Annotated in this window: 14 protein-coding genes; 12 read left to right on the forward strand and 2 right to left on the reverse strand. The window is 71.6% G+C overall.

Going from position 1 to position 17,259, the window contains the following annotated elements; translation table 11 throughout:
- Window positions 1-53 precede the first annotated feature (53 nt).
- The 10 genes from ACE3QP_RS19935 to ACE3QP_RS19980 all read left to right on the forward strand — a co-directional run bounded on the left by ACE3QP_RS19935 (window position 54) and on the right by ACE3QP_RS19980 (window position 10,295).
- The gene (locus ACE3QP_RS19935) at window positions 54-278 is read left to right on the forward strand and encodes a hypothetical protein (RefSeq protein WP_374438556.1); all 225 of its coding nucleotides are present in this window, start codon (window positions 54-56) and stop codon (window positions 276-278) included.
- Window positions 279-412: 134 nt separating this feature from the next.
- On the forward strand, window positions 413-2,893 hold the full coding sequence (locus ACE3QP_RS19940) for a PKD domain-containing protein (RefSeq protein WP_374438557.1): 2,481 nt from the start codon (window positions 413-415) through the stop codon (window positions 2,891-2,893).
- 132 nt (window positions 2,894-3,025) lie between these two features.
- Window positions 3,026-3,250 (forward strand): hypothetical protein, encoded by a 225-nt coding sequence (locus ACE3QP_RS19945; RefSeq protein ID WP_374438559.1) that lies wholly within the window; start codon window positions 3,026-3,028, stop codon window positions 3,248-3,250.
- Between the two features lie 87 nt (window positions 3,251-3,337).
- On the forward strand, window positions 3,338-4,132 hold the full coding sequence (locus ACE3QP_RS19950) for a substrate-binding periplasmic protein (RefSeq protein ID WP_374438561.1): 795 nt from the start codon (window positions 3,338-3,340) through the stop codon (window positions 4,130-4,132).
- Between the two features lie 128 nt (window positions 4,133-4,260).
- On the forward strand, window positions 4,261-4,485 hold the full coding sequence (locus ACE3QP_RS19955; RefSeq protein WP_374438563.1) for a hypothetical protein: 225 nt from the start codon (window positions 4,261-4,263) through the stop codon (window positions 4,483-4,485).
- An 89-nt stretch (window positions 4,486-4,574) separates the two neighbouring features.
- The gene (locus tag ACE3QP_RS19960) at window positions 4,575-5,315 is read left to right on the forward strand and encodes a site-2 protease family protein (protein ID WP_374438565.1); all 741 of its coding nucleotides are present in this window, start codon (window positions 4,575-4,577) and stop codon (window positions 5,313-5,315) included.
- A 274-nt stretch (window positions 5,316-5,589) separates the two neighbouring features.
- Window positions 5,590-6,279 carry a substrate-binding periplasmic protein gene (locus tag ACE3QP_RS19965; protein ID WP_374438566.1) on the forward strand — a complete coding sequence of 230 codons (690 nt, stop codon included), beginning with the start codon at window positions 5,590-5,592 and terminating at the stop codon, window positions 6,277-6,279.
- Window positions 6,280-6,530: 251 nt separating this feature from the next.
- Window positions 6,531-6,758 carry a hypothetical protein gene (locus ACE3QP_RS19970; protein ID WP_198113491.1) on the forward strand — a complete coding sequence of 76 codons (228 nt, stop codon included), beginning with the start codon at window positions 6,531-6,533 and terminating at the stop codon, window positions 6,756-6,758.
- 135 nt (window positions 6,759-6,893) lie between these two features.
- On the forward strand, window positions 6,894-9,587 hold the full coding sequence (locus ACE3QP_RS19975) for a M16 family metallopeptidase (RefSeq protein WP_374438567.1): 2,694 nt from the start codon (window positions 6,894-6,896) through the stop codon (window positions 9,585-9,587).
- Window positions 9,588-9,596: 9 nt separating this feature from the next.
- The gene (locus ACE3QP_RS19980) at window positions 9,597-10,295 is read left to right on the forward strand and encodes a hypothetical protein (RefSeq protein ID WP_374438568.1); all 699 of its coding nucleotides are present in this window, start codon (window positions 9,597-9,599) and stop codon (window positions 10,293-10,295) included.
- Window positions 10,296-10,319: 24 nt separating this feature from the next.
- Here the strand turns inward: ACE3QP_RS19980 and ACE3QP_RS19985 are convergent, their stop codons facing one another.
- A complete protein-coding gene (locus ACE3QP_RS19985; protein ID WP_374438570.1) occupies window positions 10,320-11,609 on the reverse strand; it encodes a cytochrome-c peroxidase in 1,290 nt (429 codons plus the stop codon).
- 116 nt (window positions 11,610-11,725) lie between these two features.
- On the opposite strand from ACE3QP_RS19985, the gene ACE3QP_RS19990 reads away from it, so the two are divergent.
- A complete protein-coding gene (locus tag ACE3QP_RS19990; RefSeq protein ID WP_374438571.1) occupies window positions 11,726-13,177 on the forward strand; it encodes an ATP-binding protein in 1,452 nt (483 codons plus the stop codon).
- Window positions 13,174-13,875, forward strand: coding sequence for a response regulator (locus tag ACE3QP_RS19995; protein WP_374438573.1), 702 nt, complete (start codon window positions 13,174-13,176; stop codon window positions 13,873-13,875). The genes ACE3QP_RS19990 and ACE3QP_RS19995 overlap by 4 nt, the downstream gene beginning before the upstream one ends.
- Here the strand turns inward: ACE3QP_RS19995 and ACE3QP_RS20000 are convergent, their stop codons facing one another.
- The gene (locus tag ACE3QP_RS20000; RefSeq protein WP_374438575.1) at window positions 13,876-17,232 is read right to left on the reverse strand and encodes an AAA family ATPase; all 3,357 of its coding nucleotides are present in this window, start codon (window positions 17,230-17,232) and stop codon (window positions 13,876-13,878) included.
- Between the last annotated feature and the right edge of the window lie 27 nt (window positions 17,233-17,259).

The following is a 17,259-nucleotide window of genomic DNA, read 5'->3' on the forward strand; positions in this document are numbered from 1 at the left end:
GTCGAGGTTCACAGTCCAGCCATCGACCACCCCGCTGCACCCAGGAGAACACCATGACCAAGAGCTTCAACACCCGCCCCGCCCTGACCAAGTTCGCCGAGGGCCTGACCCTGATCGCCATGGTCGGCCTGACCTTCGCCAGCGCCACCGCCCTGGCCACCGCACCCATCCAGATGGTGCAGCCGGTCGTGCACCAGCTGCCCACCGTCGAAATCACCGTCAAGAAGCACCAGCTGCCCGCAGTGGTGATGACGGTCAAGCGCAGTCACACCGCGTAAGCACCGCCCGGGTGCAGCCCCGGGTTCCCCAAGCAAAGGCCTGGCCATCCGCCAGGCCTTTGTGCTTTCTGACTGAACACCGAATGTCTGACTACATTGCGCGCCGACTGACAACAAGGATCCAGGAAGCCCAGATGAATCCTGACTCGAACCGGTGGCCCGCTTGCCTGCTGGCCCTGCTGCTGAGCGCCTGCGGTGGTGGCGGCGACAGCCCACCGCCCCCAGTCACGCCCACGGTCCCACTCAGCGTCGAGCTGCAACTGCCCGAGCGCACGGAAGCGGGCGAGGCGCTGAGTCTCAGCACCAGCCTCGGCGGTGCCACCGGCACCCTCAGCTACCAGTGGGATTTCGGCGATGGCCAGCGCAGCACCGAGGCCCAGCCCAGCCATCGCTATGAAAGGCCCGGGCGCTACACCGTCAGCCTGACGGTGCAGAACGGGCAGGGCGGCTCGGCCTCGGCGCAGCGCAGCCTGCACATCGGCCATTACAAGCGCCTGGAAGGCAGGGATTGCAGCGGGGTGCAACTCAGCGGCTGGTGCTGGCTGCAGCCGGCATCGTCCGCGCGTTGGCTGGCCACGCCGCAGGTGCTGGATGCCCGCACCGCCATTGCAGCCGGCGAGCTGGGCCAGCTGGTCCACAGCCGTGATGGCGGCCGCAGCTGGGGCCTGTTGAGCCCGCCCGCCGCCACCAAGCTGGTTGAAGTGCGCGCACAGGGGGAGCAGCTGATCGTGGCGGACGCGGCCGGTCGGCTCTACCGCAGCAGCGATGGCGGCCGCAGCTGGGCCGCACGGGGCAAGCTGCCCGCACCGCTAACGGACTCGCTCGGAGGCCGGCCGCGCTTCTGGTGGCTGGGCAACGAACGGATCTGGGCGAATGTGATCGTCCCGGAGGCCGCGCCGGGGCAGAGCCCCTACCGCAGCGTGGTGAGCCAAGACGGCGGCCTGAGCTGGCAGACCCTGGCGCTGCGCCTGACCCAGGTCGAGCGCAACGGCTGGGCGTGGGGTGCGGATACGGACTTCGCGGATGACCTCCAGAGCGTCAATCGCTGGGCTTACCTGTCGCGCGATGGCGGCCTGAGCACCGAACCGATGCCCTTGGCGGCCGGCCGGGCCGTGATGGCCCAGCAGGTCGCGAGCGACGGGACGATCCATCGCATCACCCTGCTTCGGTCGTTTGACAGTCAGCGGCCCGATCTGGCTGCACGATTGAAGCTGGAACTCAGCCGCGACTCCGGGCGCAGCTTCGAGGCCCAGCCAACGCGGTGGCCGCAAGAGCTCCTGGATGGCGATGTCTCCGAAGTTCGCATGGACGCCGAGGGCAATGCCTTGGCGATCGGCGCCAACCACCAGCAAGCACCGTCACGACCCTGGATTGCCACGAGCCGCGATGGCGGCAGGAGTTGGAGCGAGCTCCAGTGGCCCCAAGATGGCGCGTTCTACCGCGGAGCCCTGCTGGACGCGCAGAGCCTGCTGTTGACGAGGGTCACCACTGAACTCGGCAACCCGGATGGGCGCAGGGCCGTCACTTTGCAGGACAGCACGGGGCGCCAACTGACGTTGCAGGCCCCGGGCGAGCTCCAAGGCCCTGATCAGCTGGTGCGCCTCGGGGTCGACGGCCTGCTGCTGGACTACCAAGGCCGCTGGGTCGCCACGCCTGACTTTGGCAAGACCTGGGTACCCCTACCCGGCCATGCCGGCTATGAAGAGCACAACCCTTACAGGCACATTCGGGCGCTTGCATTCACCGATGCACGCAACGGCCTGGTTCTTTCGGGCCAGATCGGGCGCAGCACGGATGGCGGTCGAAGCTGGCAAGCGGGTGAACCACTCAGCGACGCGTGGAACCCGCCGGGAGCGTCCCTGCAATTTGTTGCAGGGGGCCTGGGCTGGGCCAAGGCCTCGGACGGCGGCTTGTGGCGCAGCCGCAATGCGGGCGCGAGCTGGGAACGCATCTGGACCGATGCCCTGACCGATGTGGTCCGGGCCGATTTGTTTGATGCCCAGCATGGCTGGGCGCTGACGGCCTTTGGCAACCCCACCACTTGCGGCCAGGGTTGCGTCTCGTACCACCTGGAACGCACCCGGGATGGCGGCAGCAGCTGGACCCGCCTGGCCTGGCCCGCCAGTGGGCCCGCCAGCCTGCTGGCCTTGGGCCCGCAGGTGCTGTTGGTGAACCGCGATGCCGGCCCATACACGGCCGCCACCCTTCACCGCAGCGAGGACGGCGGCCAGACCTGGCAACAACTCACCGTGGCCGGGCTCGAAGGCTCGTCCGAGGGCCTGCTGCGTCGCGACCCGCAGGGCCAGGCCTGGCTGCTGGACCGCAAGGCCGGACGCCTGTGGCGCAGCAGCGATCTGGGGCGCAGCTGGCAGGCCATGGCCTTGCCCACAGATCTGCCACTGCTGAACGATCTGCATTGGGCGGCGAATGGTGCGGGCTGGATCGTCGGCGACGAGGGCCTGATCCTGGCCACCCGGGACGGTGGGCAGACCTGGCGGCGCCAGGACAGCGGCACCGGACGCAGCCTGCTGCAGGCCTTCGCCGCGGACAGCGAGACGGTGTGGATCCTGGGCGAGTCCAACACCATCCTGGCCAGCGCCACCGGCGGCGAGTAGCGGCCACCGTTCAACGACGCGGGCTGCAGTTCATCCGCCCGCGCCGTCGCTTCAGCGCACGGCCCTGGGCGCGGGGGCGGTCGAGGTTCACAGTCCAGCCATCGACCACCCCGCTGCACCCAGGAGAACACCATGACCAAGAGCTTCAACACCCGCCCCGCCCTGACCAAGTTCGCCGAGGGCCTGACCCTGATCGCCATGGCCGGCCTGACCTTCGCCAGCGCCGCCGCCCTGGCCTCGGCCCCGATCGAAATGGTGGAGCCCGTCGTCCACCAGCTGCCCACCGTCGAAATCACCGTCAAGAAGCACCAGCTGCCCGCTGTGGTGATGACGGTCAAGCGCAGCCACACCGCGTAAGCCCCGCCCGGGTGCAGCCCCGGGTTCTCCATGCAAAGGCCTGGCCATCCGCCAGGCCTTTGTGCTTTCTGGGCTAAGGTGGCAGGCATGCGTCGCCTGCTGCTGATCCTGATCCTCTGCCTGGGCTGCGGGGCGGCCCAGGCCGATGCGCGACTGCGCGGCTGGACGGTGCAGGTCTGCGACGACGCCAACGAGTGGCCGCCCTACACCTTCGTGGAGCGGCAGGACGGCCGCAAGACCGGGCGCGTGATGGGCTACTCGGTCGAACTGCTGGAGCGCCTGCTGCAGCCGCTGGGCATGAAGTACCGCATCGAGCTGCTGCCCTGGGCACGCTGCCTGCAGGAGGTGCGGCGCGGGCAGAACTACCAGCTGCTGCTGAACGCCACCCGCAACCCCGAGCGCGAGCGCGACTTCCTGATCAGCGCGCCGATCTACAGCACACGCACCTATTACTTCTGGAGCCAGCGCGTGCACCCCCAGGGCCTGCGCGTGCGCAGCCAGGAAGACCTGAAGCGCTACCGCCTGGGCGGCGTGCACGGCTACACCTACTCGCAGCTGGACCAGATCGACATGGCCAGCCTGCAGCGCGCACCGAACTACGCCAGCTTGGTGGCGATGCTGCATCTGGGCCGCATCGACGTGATCGTGGTGGGCGAGGAGGTCTTCCATGGCCTGGCCGGCCTGCCCGGCTACGAGCTGGCGCAGGACCGCGAGCTCGGCCGCGCGCCGCTGGCGGTGCAGCGGCCCAACGCCTTCCACATGATGGTCAGCCGCCAGCACCCGCTCGGGCCGGCATTGCACGCGGCGCTGCAGGCGGAACTGGCCAAGCTGGAACGCAGTGGCGCGCTGCAGCAATTGCTGGCACGTCACCTCCAGCGCTGACGCCGTTCAACGGCGCGGGCTGCAGTTCATCCGCCCGCCGCGTCGGTTCGGCGCAAGGCCCTGGGAAGCGCAGCGGTCGAGGTTCACAGTCCAGCCATCGACCACCCCGCTGCACCCAGGAGAACACCATGACCAAGAGCTTCAACACCCGTCCCGGCCTCACCAAGTTCGCCGAGAGCCTGACCCTGATCGCCATGGCCGGCCTGACCTTCGCCAGCGCCGCCGCCCTGGCCAGCGCCCCGATCGAAATGGTGGAGCCCGTCGTCCACCAACTGCCCACCGTCGAGATCACCGTCAAGAAGCACCAGTTGCCGACGGTGGTTGTCGTCGCCAAGCGCGCCCACCTCGCGTAAGTCCCGCCCGGGTGCAGCCCCGGGCTCCACAAGCAAAGGCCTGGCCATTCGCCAGGCCTTTGTGCTTTGGGGCTTGGACAATCCATCCCATGCTCAAGCTCCTTGCCCTGCTCTTTTCCGGTGCCAAGCTCGGCCCGCTGCTGGCCAGCGGCGGCAGCATGCTGATCTCGCTGATCATCTACGCCTTCATCTTTGGCTGGCGCTATGCGGCGGGCTTCATCGCGCTGCTGTTCGTGCATGAGATGGGCCACTACATCGCCGCCCGCGTGAAGGGCCTGCCGGTGGGACTGCCCACCTTCATCCCCTTTCTGGGTGCCTGGATCGAGATGAAGAAGATGCCGCACGACGCCGAGACCGAGGCCTTCGTGGGCATGGGCGGGCCGCTGCTGGGCACGATCGGGGCGCTGGTCTGCTACTTCTTGGCGCGCAACAGTGGCGACACACCCTGGCTGCTGGCCGTGGCCTACAGCGGCTTCTTCCTCAACCTCTTCAACCTGGTGCCGTTGCCGCCTTTCGATGGCGGGCGCATCACCGCGGTGCTCTCACCCAAGATCTGGCTGCTCGGCCTGCCCATCCTGGGTGCAGTGTTCTTCTGGAACCCGAGCCCGGTGCTGCTGATCCTGATGCTGCTGGCCGCACCGCAGGCCTGGAGCGTCTGGAAGTTCCGCAACAGCCCGCAGGCGGCCGGCTATTACCAGGTCAGCCCGGCCAAGCGCTGGGAGTGGGCGGCCTATTACCTGGTGCTGGTGCTCTTCCTGGCGGTGATGACGCATGAGGTGCACGAGATGCTGGCGCATGTTCGTGCCGCCCGGAGTGGCGCGGGAGTGTGAGGGCCGTAACATGGGTTCAGGGTCGCGTGCAGCCCGGCAGAGAGCCAGCGCCAGACCCGGCAAGCACCGATGCGCTTTTGGTGGGGTTGAAGACCACGGCGAGCCCATGAAAGACAAGCCCAACTCAGCGATGCCAAGCCTTGTTGTGCGGTTAGGCCGTGGTACGCGGCGCGTCTGCGGACATGTACGCCGAACCGCGGCACGTGCAGCGGGTGTGGTCGGCAGCTTGCTGTGGCCGGTGATGGCCGCTGCGCAGGTACCCGCTGAGCGGCCCGTGACCCTGCATTACGTTCAGCGCCCGCCCTACATGATGGTGCAAGGCGAGGGCCTGGTCGGCTTGACGGGGGGGCCGTCCTACCAAGCGTTCAAGCTGGCGCAAGTACCGGTGCGCATCGAGGAAACCCCCTTCGCGCGTCAGCTCCGCTCCCTGAAAGAAAACACGGGACAGGACTGCATGATCGGCATGTTCTGGAAGGCCGAGCGGGAGGAGTTTGGCCGCTACAGCAAGCCGGTCTACCAGGATCAGCCGCAACTGGTTCTTGCTGCCGCCAGCAATCAGCAGCGGTTCAAGGGCTACGCCTCGATTGAGGACTTGTTCAATGACAAGTCGCTGCGCTTGCTGGTCAAGCTGGCTTACTCCTACGGTGCACCGCTGGATTCGCTCATCGAAAGGTTGCAGCCCAACCGCCGAGCCACTCCGGACGAGAACCTGCTGATGGTCCGGCAGATCAAGCTGGGGATGGCCGACTACATGCTGATGGCACCCGAGGAAGCGACCGTTGCCATTGAGGCCGCCGGTTTCCAACTCGCCGACTTCGTGCAGATCCGCTACAAGAACATGCCACCCGGCGAGCCCCGGCATTTGCTGTGCAGCAAAAGCGTTCCCGAGGACGTCATGCACCGGCTGGACGCGGCCATCAAGAAGATCACTGACAAAAGCCCGGTTTCGGTGACTCGGCGCTAGGGCCTTCAACGGCCACCCGCCCTGCGACGCACCCAGAAGGTGCGGTGTGCATCTTTCCGCCCGCTGAGGCAGCCCTGGCGCGTTCGACCTGCTCGGTGAGCAGGCAGACGAGGCGCCCAGGCCGCGGTTGATCGGCCCTGCATGCCGTTCGCTCATGCTCCGCCGCAATCCATCGCAGCGCGATTTACGGGAAAACCCTGGGTCGGCACAGTCCAGCCATCGACAACCCCACGCCCCCCCAGGAGCACACCATGAGCAAGTCCTTCAACACCCGCCCGGTTCTGAACACCCTGACCGAAGGCCTGACCCTGATCACCATGGTGGGCCTGACCTTCGCCAGCGCCGCTGCGCTGGCCAGCGCCCCGATGGAAATGGTGACCCCGGTCATCCACCAGCTGCCCACGGTGGTGGTCACCGGCCACAAGGCGGTGGTGCACCAGCTGCCCACCGTGGTCATCACCGCTCGGCGCAGTCAGTAAGCCGCACCGGGGTTGCGCCCCGGGGTTGCTTCGATCCGCAGGCCCGCCTTCCGTCGAAGGCGGGCCTTTTTGCTTTTGGATGCCGGCTCGCGCGCGCCTTAAGCTGCGCGCCTTTTCGCTGCACACCGATTCGCCATGAAGACCTGGATGCTGGGCCTGGCCCTGATCGTCGGCGCCGCCCACGCCGCGCCCCTGAAACCTGTGCGCGCGGTCGAGGGCATCACCGAGTACCGCCTGCCCAACGGCCTGCAGGTGCTGCTGGCGCCGGACGCCAGCAAGCCCAGCACCACGGTGAACATGACCTACCGGGTGGGCAGCAAGCACGAGAACTACGGCGAAACCGGCATGGCCCATCTGCTGGAGCACCTGATCTTCAAGGGCACGCCGACGCACCGCTACGTGATGGCTGAATTCGCCAAGCGCGGCTTCGACTTCAACGGCACCACCTGGACGGACCGCACCAATTACTTCGCCAGCTTTGCCGCCAACCCCGAGAACCTGAAGTGGTACCTGGGCTGGCAGGCCGATGCGATGGTCAACAGCTTCATCGCCCGACGCGACCTCGACACCGAGATGACGGTGGTGCGCAACGAGATGGAAATGGGCGAGAACAGCCCCGGCACCATCGTCTTCGAGCGCCTGCTGGGCGTGATGTACCAGTGGCACAACTACGGCAAGAGCCCGATCGGCGCCCGCACCGATGTCGAGCAGGTGGACATCCAACGCCTGCAGGCCTTCTACCGCCAGTACTACCAGCCGGACAACGCCACCCTGATCGTCACCGGCAAGTTCGAGCCGGCGCAGACCCTGGCCTGGATCGAGGCCAGCTTCGGCAAGCTGAAGAAGCCCGTGCGCCAGCTGCCCAAGCTCTACACCCTGGACCCGGTGCAGGACGGTGAGCGCGAGGTGGTGGTGCGCCGCAAGGGCGGCACGCCCAGTGCCACGGCCGGCTACCACGTACCGCCTGCAGCCCACCCAGACTACGCCGCGGTGGAGCTGCTGACCGGCGTCCTGGGCGAGGCCCCCACCGGCCGCCTGCACCAGCGCCTGGTGGAGCAGCAGCGCGTGGCCGCCAGCGTCAGCGCCTTTTCCACCGCCTTCGCCGAACCCGGCGTGCTGCTCTTCGGCGCTGACGCCCAGCCGGGGGCAGACCCGCAGCCGCTTTCCAAGGCCCTGGTGCAGGTGCTGGAGAGCGTGGCCAGCGAGCCCATCAACGAACAGGAGCTGGAGCGCGCCCGCACGCGCTGGCTGAACCGCTGGGACAAGCTGTTCGGCGACCCGCAACAGGTGGGCAATGCACTCTCCGAGGCCATTGCCGCCGGGGACTGGCGTCTCTTTTTCCTGGTGCGCGACCGGGTCAAGCAGATCCCGTTGGCCGAGGTGCAGCGGGTGGCCACCGAGCGCCTGCTGCCGGCCAACCGCAGCCTGGCGCTCTACGTGCCCACCGAGCAGCCGCAGCGCCCGCCCAAGCCCGAAACCGTGAACGTGGCCGCGCAGCTCGACACCTTCAAGCCCGCCGCGGCGGCGGCCGCGGTGGCCGCCTTTGACACCGCCCCGCTGGCCATCGAGGCCAAGGTGCAGCGCCTGCAGCTGCCCAGCGGCGCCCGCCTGGCCCTGCTGCCCAAGCCCACCCGCGGCGGCCTGGTGCAGGGCCGCCTGCAGCTGCGCTTCGGCGATGCCGACAGCCTGCGCGGCCAACGCTCGGTGTCGGATCTGCTCGCCGCCCTGCTGGACGAAGGCACCCGCAGCCTGGACCGCGCCGCGCTGCGCGACCGCATGGATGCGCTGAAGATGGAGTTGCAGGTGGGCGCCGGTGGCGACAGCGTGATCCTGGCCTGGTCTACCACCCGCGAACACGCCGCCGCGGCCGCCCAGCTGGCGCTGCAGATGCTGCGCGAGCCGCGCCTGGATGCCGCGGTGTTCGAGGAGCAGCGCAATGTCGCCCTGGCGGGGTTGGATGCCGCCAAGTCCGAACCCGAGCAGCTGGCCCCCAACCTGCTGGAGCAACTGCGCCGCCAGTTCCCCGCCGGGGATGCGCGCAACACCCGCCCCTTCGACGAAGTCGGCCCCGCGCTCAAGGCCGTGACGCTGGAGCAGGTGCGCGACTTCCACCGTCGCCACTACGGCGCCGACCAGCTGCGCCTGGCCCTGGTGGGCGACGTCGACGCCGCCGCCGTGCAGGCCGCCGTGACGCCGCTGCTGAACGACTGGCGCGCCGAGTTGCCACCGCAGCGCCTGACGCGCCCCTGGGCCGAGCTGCCCGCCGCGGAGAAGACCATCGCCACACCGGACAAGCAAAACGCCATGGGCGTGGTGGCGCTCTCGCTGCCGGTCAAGGAAGGCGACGCCGAGTTCGTGCCGCTGATGCTGGCCAACTACATCCTGGCCGAGAACACCGACTCGCGCCTGTGGAGCCGCATCCGCGAGCGCGAGGGCCTGAGCTACGGCACCTTCGGCCACATCGACTGGAACGCCCACGAGCCGCACAGCGTGTGGGAGTTCGGCGCCATCTTTGCGCCGCAGAACCGGCCGCGGGTGGAAAAGGCCCTGCGCGAGGAATTCGAGCGCGCCGCCAAGGACGGCTTCAGCGCCCAGGAGCTGGCCAACGCCAAGCGCGCCCTGCTGGCCGCCCGAGCACTGGCCCGCGCACAGGACGGCGGCTTGGCCAGCGCCCTGCAGAGCCAGGCCGACCTGGGCCGCACCATGCAGCGCAGCGCCGAGGTGGATGCCGCGCTGCAGGCCGCCACGCTGGAGCAGGTCAACGCCGCCACGCGCAAGTACCTGAAGCCCGCCGCCATGCAGTTCGTCTGGGCCGGGGATTTCAAGTGACCCTGGGCCATGCGTAGGCGCGCCCTGCTCAGCCTGCCGCTGGCGGGCTGTGCGGCCCAACAGCCGGGTCCGCTGGCCACGCTGGACGACACCGCGCCCCAGCAATTGCTGCCCAGCGCGCTGCCGCCCGGGGGCCAGCGGTGGCAGGCCGATGCGGCGGCCTCTCGTCTGCGCATCGTGGCCTTTCGCGGTGGTGCCATGGCCCGCCTGGGCCATCACCACATCCTGCAGGCGCCGAACTTCACGGCCCAGCTCTGGCTGCCGGCGCAAGGCCTGCAAGGCGCGCAGGGCGGCCTGCGCGTGCGCCTGGATCAACTCGAACTGGACCGGCCCGCCTGGCGCGCCGAGGCGGGGGGCGAGTTCAACGAGAAGCCGGTGGACGCCGAGGCCATCGCCGCCACGCGCCGCAATCTGCTGACGGCGCTGCAGGCGCAGGCCCACCCCGAGGTCTGGCTGCAGCTGCGCAGCCTGCAGGGCGCAGCCCCCTGGTGGCTGGCGGAACTGCGCGTGTGGCTGGCGGGCCGCGCGGCCGACTACTGGCTGCCCCTGCAGGTGGCCCACCGCCCCGAGCAGCTGCAGCTGCGCGGCGCCCTGGTGCTGCAGCACAGCCGCCATGGCCTGGCCCCCTTCAGCCTGCTGGGGGGGCTGCTGGCCGTTCAGGATGCGGTGCAGCTGGATTGCGAGCTGACGCTGCGCCCGCAGCCTTGAGCGGCCGGGCCCGCGCCCTGCCTCTCAGTTCGGCGAGTCTGTCAGGGTGTTCAGGAAGGCCACCAGGTCCTGCCCATCCTGCGCACTCAGGCGCGGGCGGTTGCCGGCCAGCGGGGCGAAGGGGGCGCGGCGCTCCACATTGCCCTGGTAGCGCGCCGGCAGGTCGTTGAAGCGCTGCACCTGGCCGTTCACCACCGGGAAGAAACGCGCCGGGTCCACATCACGCAAGGCGTAAAAGCTCACCACCTCCTCCAGGCTGTTGAAACGCGCGTTGTGGAAGTAGGGGCCGGTCAGCGCCACATTGCGCAGGGTCGGGGTCTTGAAACGGCCGCACAGCGTGGCATCGGCCGCCAGGTCGCTGCGCGTGGGGCCGCACAGGCCGAGGTCGAAGAAGCTGGGATCCAGCGTGGCCTGGCTCTGGTTGCGCGGCACGCCGAGCGCGTGGTAGCTGAAGTCGGTGAACAGCGCACGGCCACCGGCCGGGGCACGGCTGCTGTGGCAGCTGGCGCAGTTGCCGCGCTGGGGGTCGTTGAAGGCGGCGAAGCCGCGTGCCTCGGCGGCGCTGAAGGTGGCGCGGCCGTCCTGCACGGCGTCGAACTTGCTGCTGAAGGGCTTGAACTCCGGGTCCTGCGCCTGGTAGCGGGCCAGGGCATCGGTGCTGGCGTCGAGCAGGCTCTGGTCGCTGGGGTTGGCCGGCAGGCCGTAGGCGCTCAGCAGGGCCGGGTAGGCCGGCGTGGCGCGCAGGCGCTGGGCGAACTCGGCCAGGTTGGCGTTGGCCATCTCGTTGGCGGCGAACAGCGGGCCGACGGCCTGCTGGGCGCGGCTGTTGAAGCGACCGTCCCACATCAGGCCACCGCGCGGCTGGCCCTGGGCGTCGCGGGTGAAGGCACCGGCCTGATCGAGGTAGCGGATGCTGGGCGAGCTGCGCAGGCCCTGCTGGTTGTGGCCCGCGCCACCGATGGGCAGGAAGCGCCCAGCCGAGTCGGCATGGCCGCGGGCGGGGTCATGGCAGCTGGCGCAGGCGAGCTGGCCGCTGGCCGAAAGCGCGCGCTCGTGGAACAGCTGATCGCCAACCGCGGCGCGGGCGCTGAGATCGGGAGTCGGCGTCGGGGCGGGGGTGGGCGCGGGAACGGAGGCCGGCGGGGTGGGCGGCAGCGGCAGAGCGGGTGGTACCGGCGGTACGGGGGGCTGCGGCGGTGCAGGGCGTGCGGCTTCGGCCTGCACGGTGGGGCTGGCCTCTTGGCCGCCGCCACCGCAGGCGGCCAGGGCCAGACAAGAAGCAATCAACAGAGGGATCGAGCGGCAAGGGCGCATGGCGGGGCTCCGGAACAGGATGCCGCACAGCTTGCGCACGCACTGTGCAGCCAGCATGGGCCGACTGTGGAGACCGTCTCCACAGTTGCCCGGCCGCCGCGCACTAGAGTGCCGCCATGCGCCTGACGCACCAGCTCGCCCTGACCCTGCTGGCCACCACCCTGCTGGCGGTGGCGGCCATGGGCGGCTTCATGGCCTTTCATTTGCAGCAGGGCTTTTCGGACTATCTGGCCACGCAGGACCGCCAGCGCCTCACGGCCTTTGCGGGCGCGGCGCGCGCCGCGATCGAGCGCCATGGCCTGGAGGGCCTGCGCCAGCAGCCCGAGCGCCTGCGCCCACCCGGCCAGGATGGCAGCGAGCCCCCGCCCGAAGCCGGCCCCCCGCCACGCGGGCGGCCACCCCGCGAGCGCGAGATGCGCTACGGCCCGCCCGGCGAACCCCCACCCCCGCCCGGTGCCGACCCCGAGCGCGAACGCGCGCGCCGCGGCCTGACGCTGCACACGCCGGAAGGCGAGCTGCTCTGGGGCCGCAGCCCACCGCCGGGGCGGCAGCAATTGGAAGAGCCGGTGGTGCTGAACGGCCAGACGGTGGCCCTGGCCCGCCTGGTGCCGCGCCCCGAGGCCCCCGAGGTGCTGGACCAGCGCTTCCTGCGCCGCCAGCTGCTCGGCATTCTGGGCGTGGGCCTGCTGGTGGCCGCGCTGGCGGCCGCGCTGGCCTGGCGCCTGGCCGGGCGCTGGCTGCGCCCGCTGGCCGAGGTGCAGGGCGCCAGCCACCGCCTGGCGCAGGGCGACTTCGCCGTGCGCCTGCCGCGCCGCAATGCCCCCACGCGCAATGAGTTCGACGCCCTGGTGGACGACGTGAACCACCTGGCCGAAGCCCTGCAGGGGCTGGAGGCCAGCCGGCGGCGCTGGCTGGCCGAGCTCTCGCACGAGCTGCGCACGCCGCTGACGGTGCTGCGCGGCGAGCTGGACGCCGTGCGCGACGGCGTGCGCCCGCTCAACAGCGCGCGCCTGGAGTCGCTCAGCACGGAAGTGAACCGCCTGCGCCGCCTGGCCGACGACTTCCACCACCTGGCCCTGGCCGACTTGCAGGCCCTGCCCTGCGAGCCCCTGCCGCTGGACCCGGGCGCCCTGCTGCAGCAACTGGCCGAGCGCCACCGCCCGGCGCTGGAGGCTGCCGGCCTGCGCCTGGAGCTGGCGCTGCAGCCCCTGCCCGACCGGGTGCGCTGGGATGGCGAGCGCATCGTGCAGGTGCTGGACAACCTGTTCGCCAACGCCCGCGCCTACACCGATGCGCCCGGCCAGCTGCGCCTGTCCGCTTCCCGCGAGGGCGCGGGTGTGCGCATCACGCTGGACGACAGCCCGCCCGGCGTGCCGCCGGCGCTGCTGCCGCGCCTGTTCGACCCGCTGTTCCGCGCCGATCCGGCGCGCCAGAGAGGCCAGGGCAGCGGCCTGGGCCTGAGCATCGCGCGCGCCTGGGTGCAGCGCCATGGCGGGCAGATCGACGCCAGCCCCAGCCCGCTTGGCGGCCTGCGGGTGAGCCTGTGGCTGCCGGAGCGCCAGCCATGACGGCACGCGTGCTGGTCGTGGAGGACGACCCCGCCATCAGCGCCCTGCTGCGCGACTACCTGCTGCACGCCGGCTACCAGCCCGAGCCCTGTGCCGACGGCACCCTGGCCTGGCAGCGTTTCGAACAGGAGGGTCCCTGGGACTGCGTGATCCTGGACCTGATGCTGCCCGGGCTGGACGGCCTGCAGCTCTGCCAGCGCATCCGCAGCCGCTCGGCCGTGCCCATCCTGATGGCGACCGCGCGCATCGACGAGTTCGACCGCTTGCTCGGCCTGGAGATCGGCGCCGACGACTACCTCTGCAAGCCCTACAGCCCGCGCGAGGTGGTGGCGCGCGTGCGCGCCCTGCTGCGCCGCGCGCAGGGCCGGCTGATCGGCCAGGCCGGCGTGGAGCTGCCCGGCAGCGGCGGCTTCAACCTGGACGAAGCGGGCCAGCGCCTGGGCTGGCGCGGCCAGTGGCTGAACCTCACGCCGGTGGAGTACCGGCTGCTGCGCGGCTTCGTGCAGCAGCCCGGCCGCGTGTTCGAGCGCGCCAGCCTGCTCGACCTGCTGCACGCGGATGAGTTCCGCGACGTCAGCGACCGCACCGTGGACAGCCATGTGAAGAACCTGCGCCGCAAGCTGGAGGCCGCCGGCTGCGGCGGCGCGGCCATCCAGTCCGTCTACGGCGTGGGTTATCGCTTCACGGCGCCGGGCTGATCACCCCTCAGCACACCCAGCCAGCAGCGCGCGGTGCACCGGGTTGCCCTGGCACCAGGCGTGGCGCTCGGCCTCCGTCTGCCACTGCGCCACCCCCGCCTGCACCCAGCGCTGGCCGGCGGCAAGCGCTGCCTGCGCCGCGTCGTGCGCACCGCAGGCCCGCAGCACTTCATAGGCCTGCCACCACACGCTGGCGGGCTCGTCACTCCAGGCCTCCACGCAGGAAGCCAGGGCCAGGGCGGACTGGGCGTGCTCAACGGCGCGCGCCCGCGCCCCTTCGGCCTGGGCGGCGCGGGCGGCGGCCAGCAGCACGGTGCGCAGCAGCCCATGCTGGCCGCGCTCGCGCAGGGCCTGCAGCAGCGCCTCCAATTCGGCCAGGGGTGCGGGGCCCAGGGCGGCCAGCGCCACGCGGCGCTGCAGCTGGCCGCCGGTGGGCAGCGGGCCGACGGCCTCCAGCCGCGCGCACCAGGGCGCCGGGTCTTCGCCCGCGGCACGGGCCAGGCGGGCGCGCGCCACCAGCAGGGCGAAGTCGTACAGCGCATAGCCCTCGCGGCCGGGCGGGTGGGTGTGGGCGCCCAGCTCGGCGCGCGCGTCATCGGGGCGGCCCAGCATCAGCAGGCACAGGGCGATGGTGATGGCGTAGAGCTCGCGCATCGGCTCGCCCGCGGCCTGCAGGCAGGCGCGCAGGCGCTCGATGCTGCGCAGGCCCTCGGCACCCTGGCCTTGCGCCACCTGCATCAGCGCCAGCAGGCTCAGCACATCGGCCGCGAAGCTGGCATCGTCCGCGCCGGCCTGCGGGGTCAGCAGGGCCTGGCCCAGCGTGCAGGCGCCCGGCAGGTCGCCCAGGGCCTGGCGCACGCGCATCAGCTGGTTGCCCACTGAGCGCTTCAGAAAGGGGTCGCAGCCCAGCCCCAGGTCCAGCCAGGCGGCTTCCAGCGTCACGCTGGCCTGCAAGGGTTGGGCGTCCCACAGCAGGGTGCCGCCGCGCGCCAGCGCAAAGCCGGCCTGCAGCTCGCCGCCCTGCGCGCGCACCGCGGGCTCCAGGCCGTCGCACAGCGCCAGCACGCGGGCCGCCGGCAAGCCGCCCTGCACCGCCAGGCAGACCGCGCGCAGGGCGTACACCAGCTCCTCGGCCGGCAGGTCGGCCACGCTTTGGGCCAGCTCGTCGGCCAAGGTCTGGGCCGCCGCCACGGCCTCGCCCATGCGGCGGCTGTGGAAGAGGTGCAGCACGGCGCGGGCGCGCAGGCGGGCGCGCTCGGCCACGCTGCGCGGCTGCTCGGCCATGCGCTCCAGCAAGGCCTGCGTGCGGGCAAAGCGGCGCAGCTCCACCCAGCAGCGCAGCGCCTCGCAGCCGGCATCGAAGGCGGCGGCCTGCTGCTCGGGAGCATCCAGGCCCAGGGCGGCGGCCTCGAAGGCCTCGGCGGCCTCGGCCAGCTGCCAGCGCGCGCGGGCCGCCGCGCCAGCGCGCAAGAGCCAGGGAGCGGCCTCACGCGCCGCGCCAGCCGCCTGCAAGTGGTGGGCGATGCGTGCAGCCTGCTGGCCGCCGCGGGCAATCAGGTGCTCGGCCACGCGGCGGTGCAGTGGCGCCACCAGAGCGGTGGGCAGCAGGCTGTGCACGGCCTCGGCCACCAGGTCGTGGCTGAAGCGCGCGCCGTCAAACACCCAGGCGGCTTCCAGCGCCGCCAGCAGCGGTGCCAGCGCCAGGGCCGGGCGGCCCAGCGCGGCCTCGGCCAGTTCGATGTCGAAATCCGACTGCGCCACGGCCGCCAGCTGGGCCAGCTGCAGGGCTTCGGCCGGCAGGCGCTCGACGCGGCGGCGCAGGGTTTCGCGCAGCGAGGCCGGCACGGGCAGGGGTTGGCCGGGGCGCCAGCTGGCAAAGCCGTCCAGCGCGAGCTGACGCAGGGCCTCAAGCACATAGGCCGGGCTGCCGCCCACGGTGGCGTGCAGGGCGGCGGCAAGGGCCTGGCGGCCGTCCGCGCCCCAGCTTGCATCCAACGCGGCGGGCAGCTGCAGGCTGTGCACCAGCTCGACCACCGCCGCGGGCTCCAGCGGCGCCATCTCGAACACCTGGCCCTGCTCGTGGCCGGCCAGCGTGGCCAGCAGCGCCAGGCCGGCGGGCGGCAGCTCCTGGGGGCGCGCGCCCATCAGCAGCTGCGGGGCCTGGCCGGGGGCCTCGGCGGCCTGCGCCAGCCAGCGGCCCAGCAGGCGGTGCAGCAGTTCCAGGCTGGCGCTGTCGGCGAACTGCAGGTCATCCACCACCAGCAGGCGCAGGCCGCGCGCGTGGCAGGCCGAGAGCGCGCGCACCACGGCCTCCAGGGTGCGCAGATGCTCCAGGCCCGAGCGCAGGTCCGGCACGGCGCGCGCCTCGGTGTGGGGCAGCCAGATGCGCAAATCGGCCGCCGTGGCGGCATCGAGCGGCGGCGCAAAGCGTGCCAGCGCCGCCGCCAAGAGCTGCCCCATCACGCCGCCCGGCACCACCGCATCGCCGGGCCGGGCATCGACCCACACCATGCCTTCAGCCGCGCCGGCCAGGTGCTGCAGCAGGCGCGATTTGCCCACCCCACCCGGCCCGGCCAGCAGGGCGCTGCGGCCCAGCGCCAGGTGGCGGGCCAGTGCCTGACACAGGGCCTCGCGCCCCACCAGCTGGGGCGGGCGGCGCAGGGCGGCGGGCAAGGCCGCCGGCAGCGTGGCGGGCGTGGCCGGGGCGGCTTCGCTGGCCAGGATCAGCCGGCCCAGCTCGTTGGTGGCGGCCGAGGGGGCGATGCCAAAGGCTTGGCGCAACGCCAGGCGGCAGGCATCCCAGGCGGCGATGGCGGCCGCGCGGTCGCCGCGCAGGTACAGGGCCTCCATGCGCAGGCGCCAGCCGGATTCGTTCTCGGGCTGCGCGGCCAGCAGGGCATCGGCGGCGGCCAGCGCGCCGTCCAGGTCGCCCGCGGCCAAGCAGCGCTGGCCCTGGGCGGCGGCGTCACGCTCCTGGCGGCGCTGCTGGTCCTCGCGACGCGTGGCCAGCCAGTCGGCGAACTCGGGGATCGCATCGGTGTCGACGGTGCCGAGCAGCAGGCCCGGGGCCTCGTCCGCCACCACCACCCCGGCGGCAAGCGCCAGCACACCCTCGCTGTCCACCACCAGCTCGCCCGCGCCGCGGCGCAGCCGGGCCAGGGCCTGGCGCAGGTTGGCGCGCGCCTGCGCCTCGGTGCCGGCGGGCCAGAGCAGGCCGGCCAGACGGCTGCGCGGCGTCGGGCCTTCGAGGTGCAGCCAGGCCAGCAGCGCGGCCTCGCGCGCGGACAAGGGCACCGCCGCCCCGTCGGGCGGGCAGACCTGGGGCCGTCCGTTCAACTGCAGCTGCTGGCTTGCCATGGTGGGGAGGGGCGTGGCGTGGGCGGG

The sequence above is a fragment of the Inhella sp. genome, from assembly GCF_041912635.1.
Lineage (GTDB): Bacteria > Pseudomonadota > Gammaproteobacteria > Burkholderiales > Burkholderiaceae_C > Inhella.

Excerpts from the sequence above, each read along its gene's own strand:
- ACE3QP_RS19975 (WP_374438567.1), top strand. The coding sequence starts at position 6,894 with ATGAAGACCTGGATGCTGGGCCTGGCCCTGATCGTCGGCGCCGCCCAC.
- ACE3QP_RS19970 (WP_198113491.1), top strand. The coding sequence starts at position 6,531 with ATGAGCAAGTCCTTCAACACCCGCCCGGTTCTGAACACCCTGACCGAA.
- ACE3QP_RS19940 (WP_374438557.1), top strand. The coding sequence starts at position 413 with ATGAATCCTGACTCGAACCGGTGGCCCGCTTGCCTGCTGGCCCTGCTG.
- ACE3QP_RS19985 (WP_374438570.1), bottom strand. The coding sequence starts at position 11,609 with ATGCGCCCTTGCCGCTCGATCCCTCTGTTGATTGCTTCTTGTCTGGCC.
- ACE3QP_RS19955 (WP_374438563.1), top strand. The coding sequence starts at position 4,261 with ATGACCAAGAGCTTCAACACCCGTCCCGGCCTCACCAAGTTCGCCGAG.
- ACE3QP_RS19990 (WP_374438571.1), top strand. The coding sequence starts at position 11,726 with ATGCGCCTGACGCACCAGCTCGCCCTGACCCTGCTGGCCACCACCCTG.
- ACE3QP_RS19935 (WP_374438556.1), top strand. The coding sequence starts at position 54 with ATGACCAAGAGCTTCAACACCCGCCCCGCCCTGACCAAGTTCGCCGAG.
- ACE3QP_RS20000 (WP_374438575.1), bottom strand. The coding sequence starts at position 17,232 with ATGGCAAGCCAGCAGCTGCAGTTGAACGGACGGCCCCAGGTCTGCCCG.
- ACE3QP_RS19945 (WP_374438559.1), top strand. The coding sequence starts at position 3,026 with ATGACCAAGAGCTTCAACACCCGCCCCGCCCTGACCAAGTTCGCCGAG.
- ACE3QP_RS19995 (WP_374438573.1), top strand. The coding sequence starts at position 13,174 with ATGACGGCACGCGTGCTGGTCGTGGAGGACGACCCCGCCATCAGCGCC.
- ACE3QP_RS19950 (WP_374438561.1), top strand. The coding sequence starts at position 3,338 with ATGCGTCGCCTGCTGCTGATCCTGATCCTCTGCCTGGGCTGCGGGGCG.
- ACE3QP_RS19980 (WP_374438568.1), top strand. The coding sequence starts at position 9,597 with ATGCGTAGGCGCGCCCTGCTCAGCCTGCCGCTGGCGGGCTGTGCGGCC.
- ACE3QP_RS19960 (WP_374438565.1), top strand. The coding sequence starts at position 4,575 with ATGCTCAAGCTCCTTGCCCTGCTCTTTTCCGGTGCCAAGCTCGGCCCG.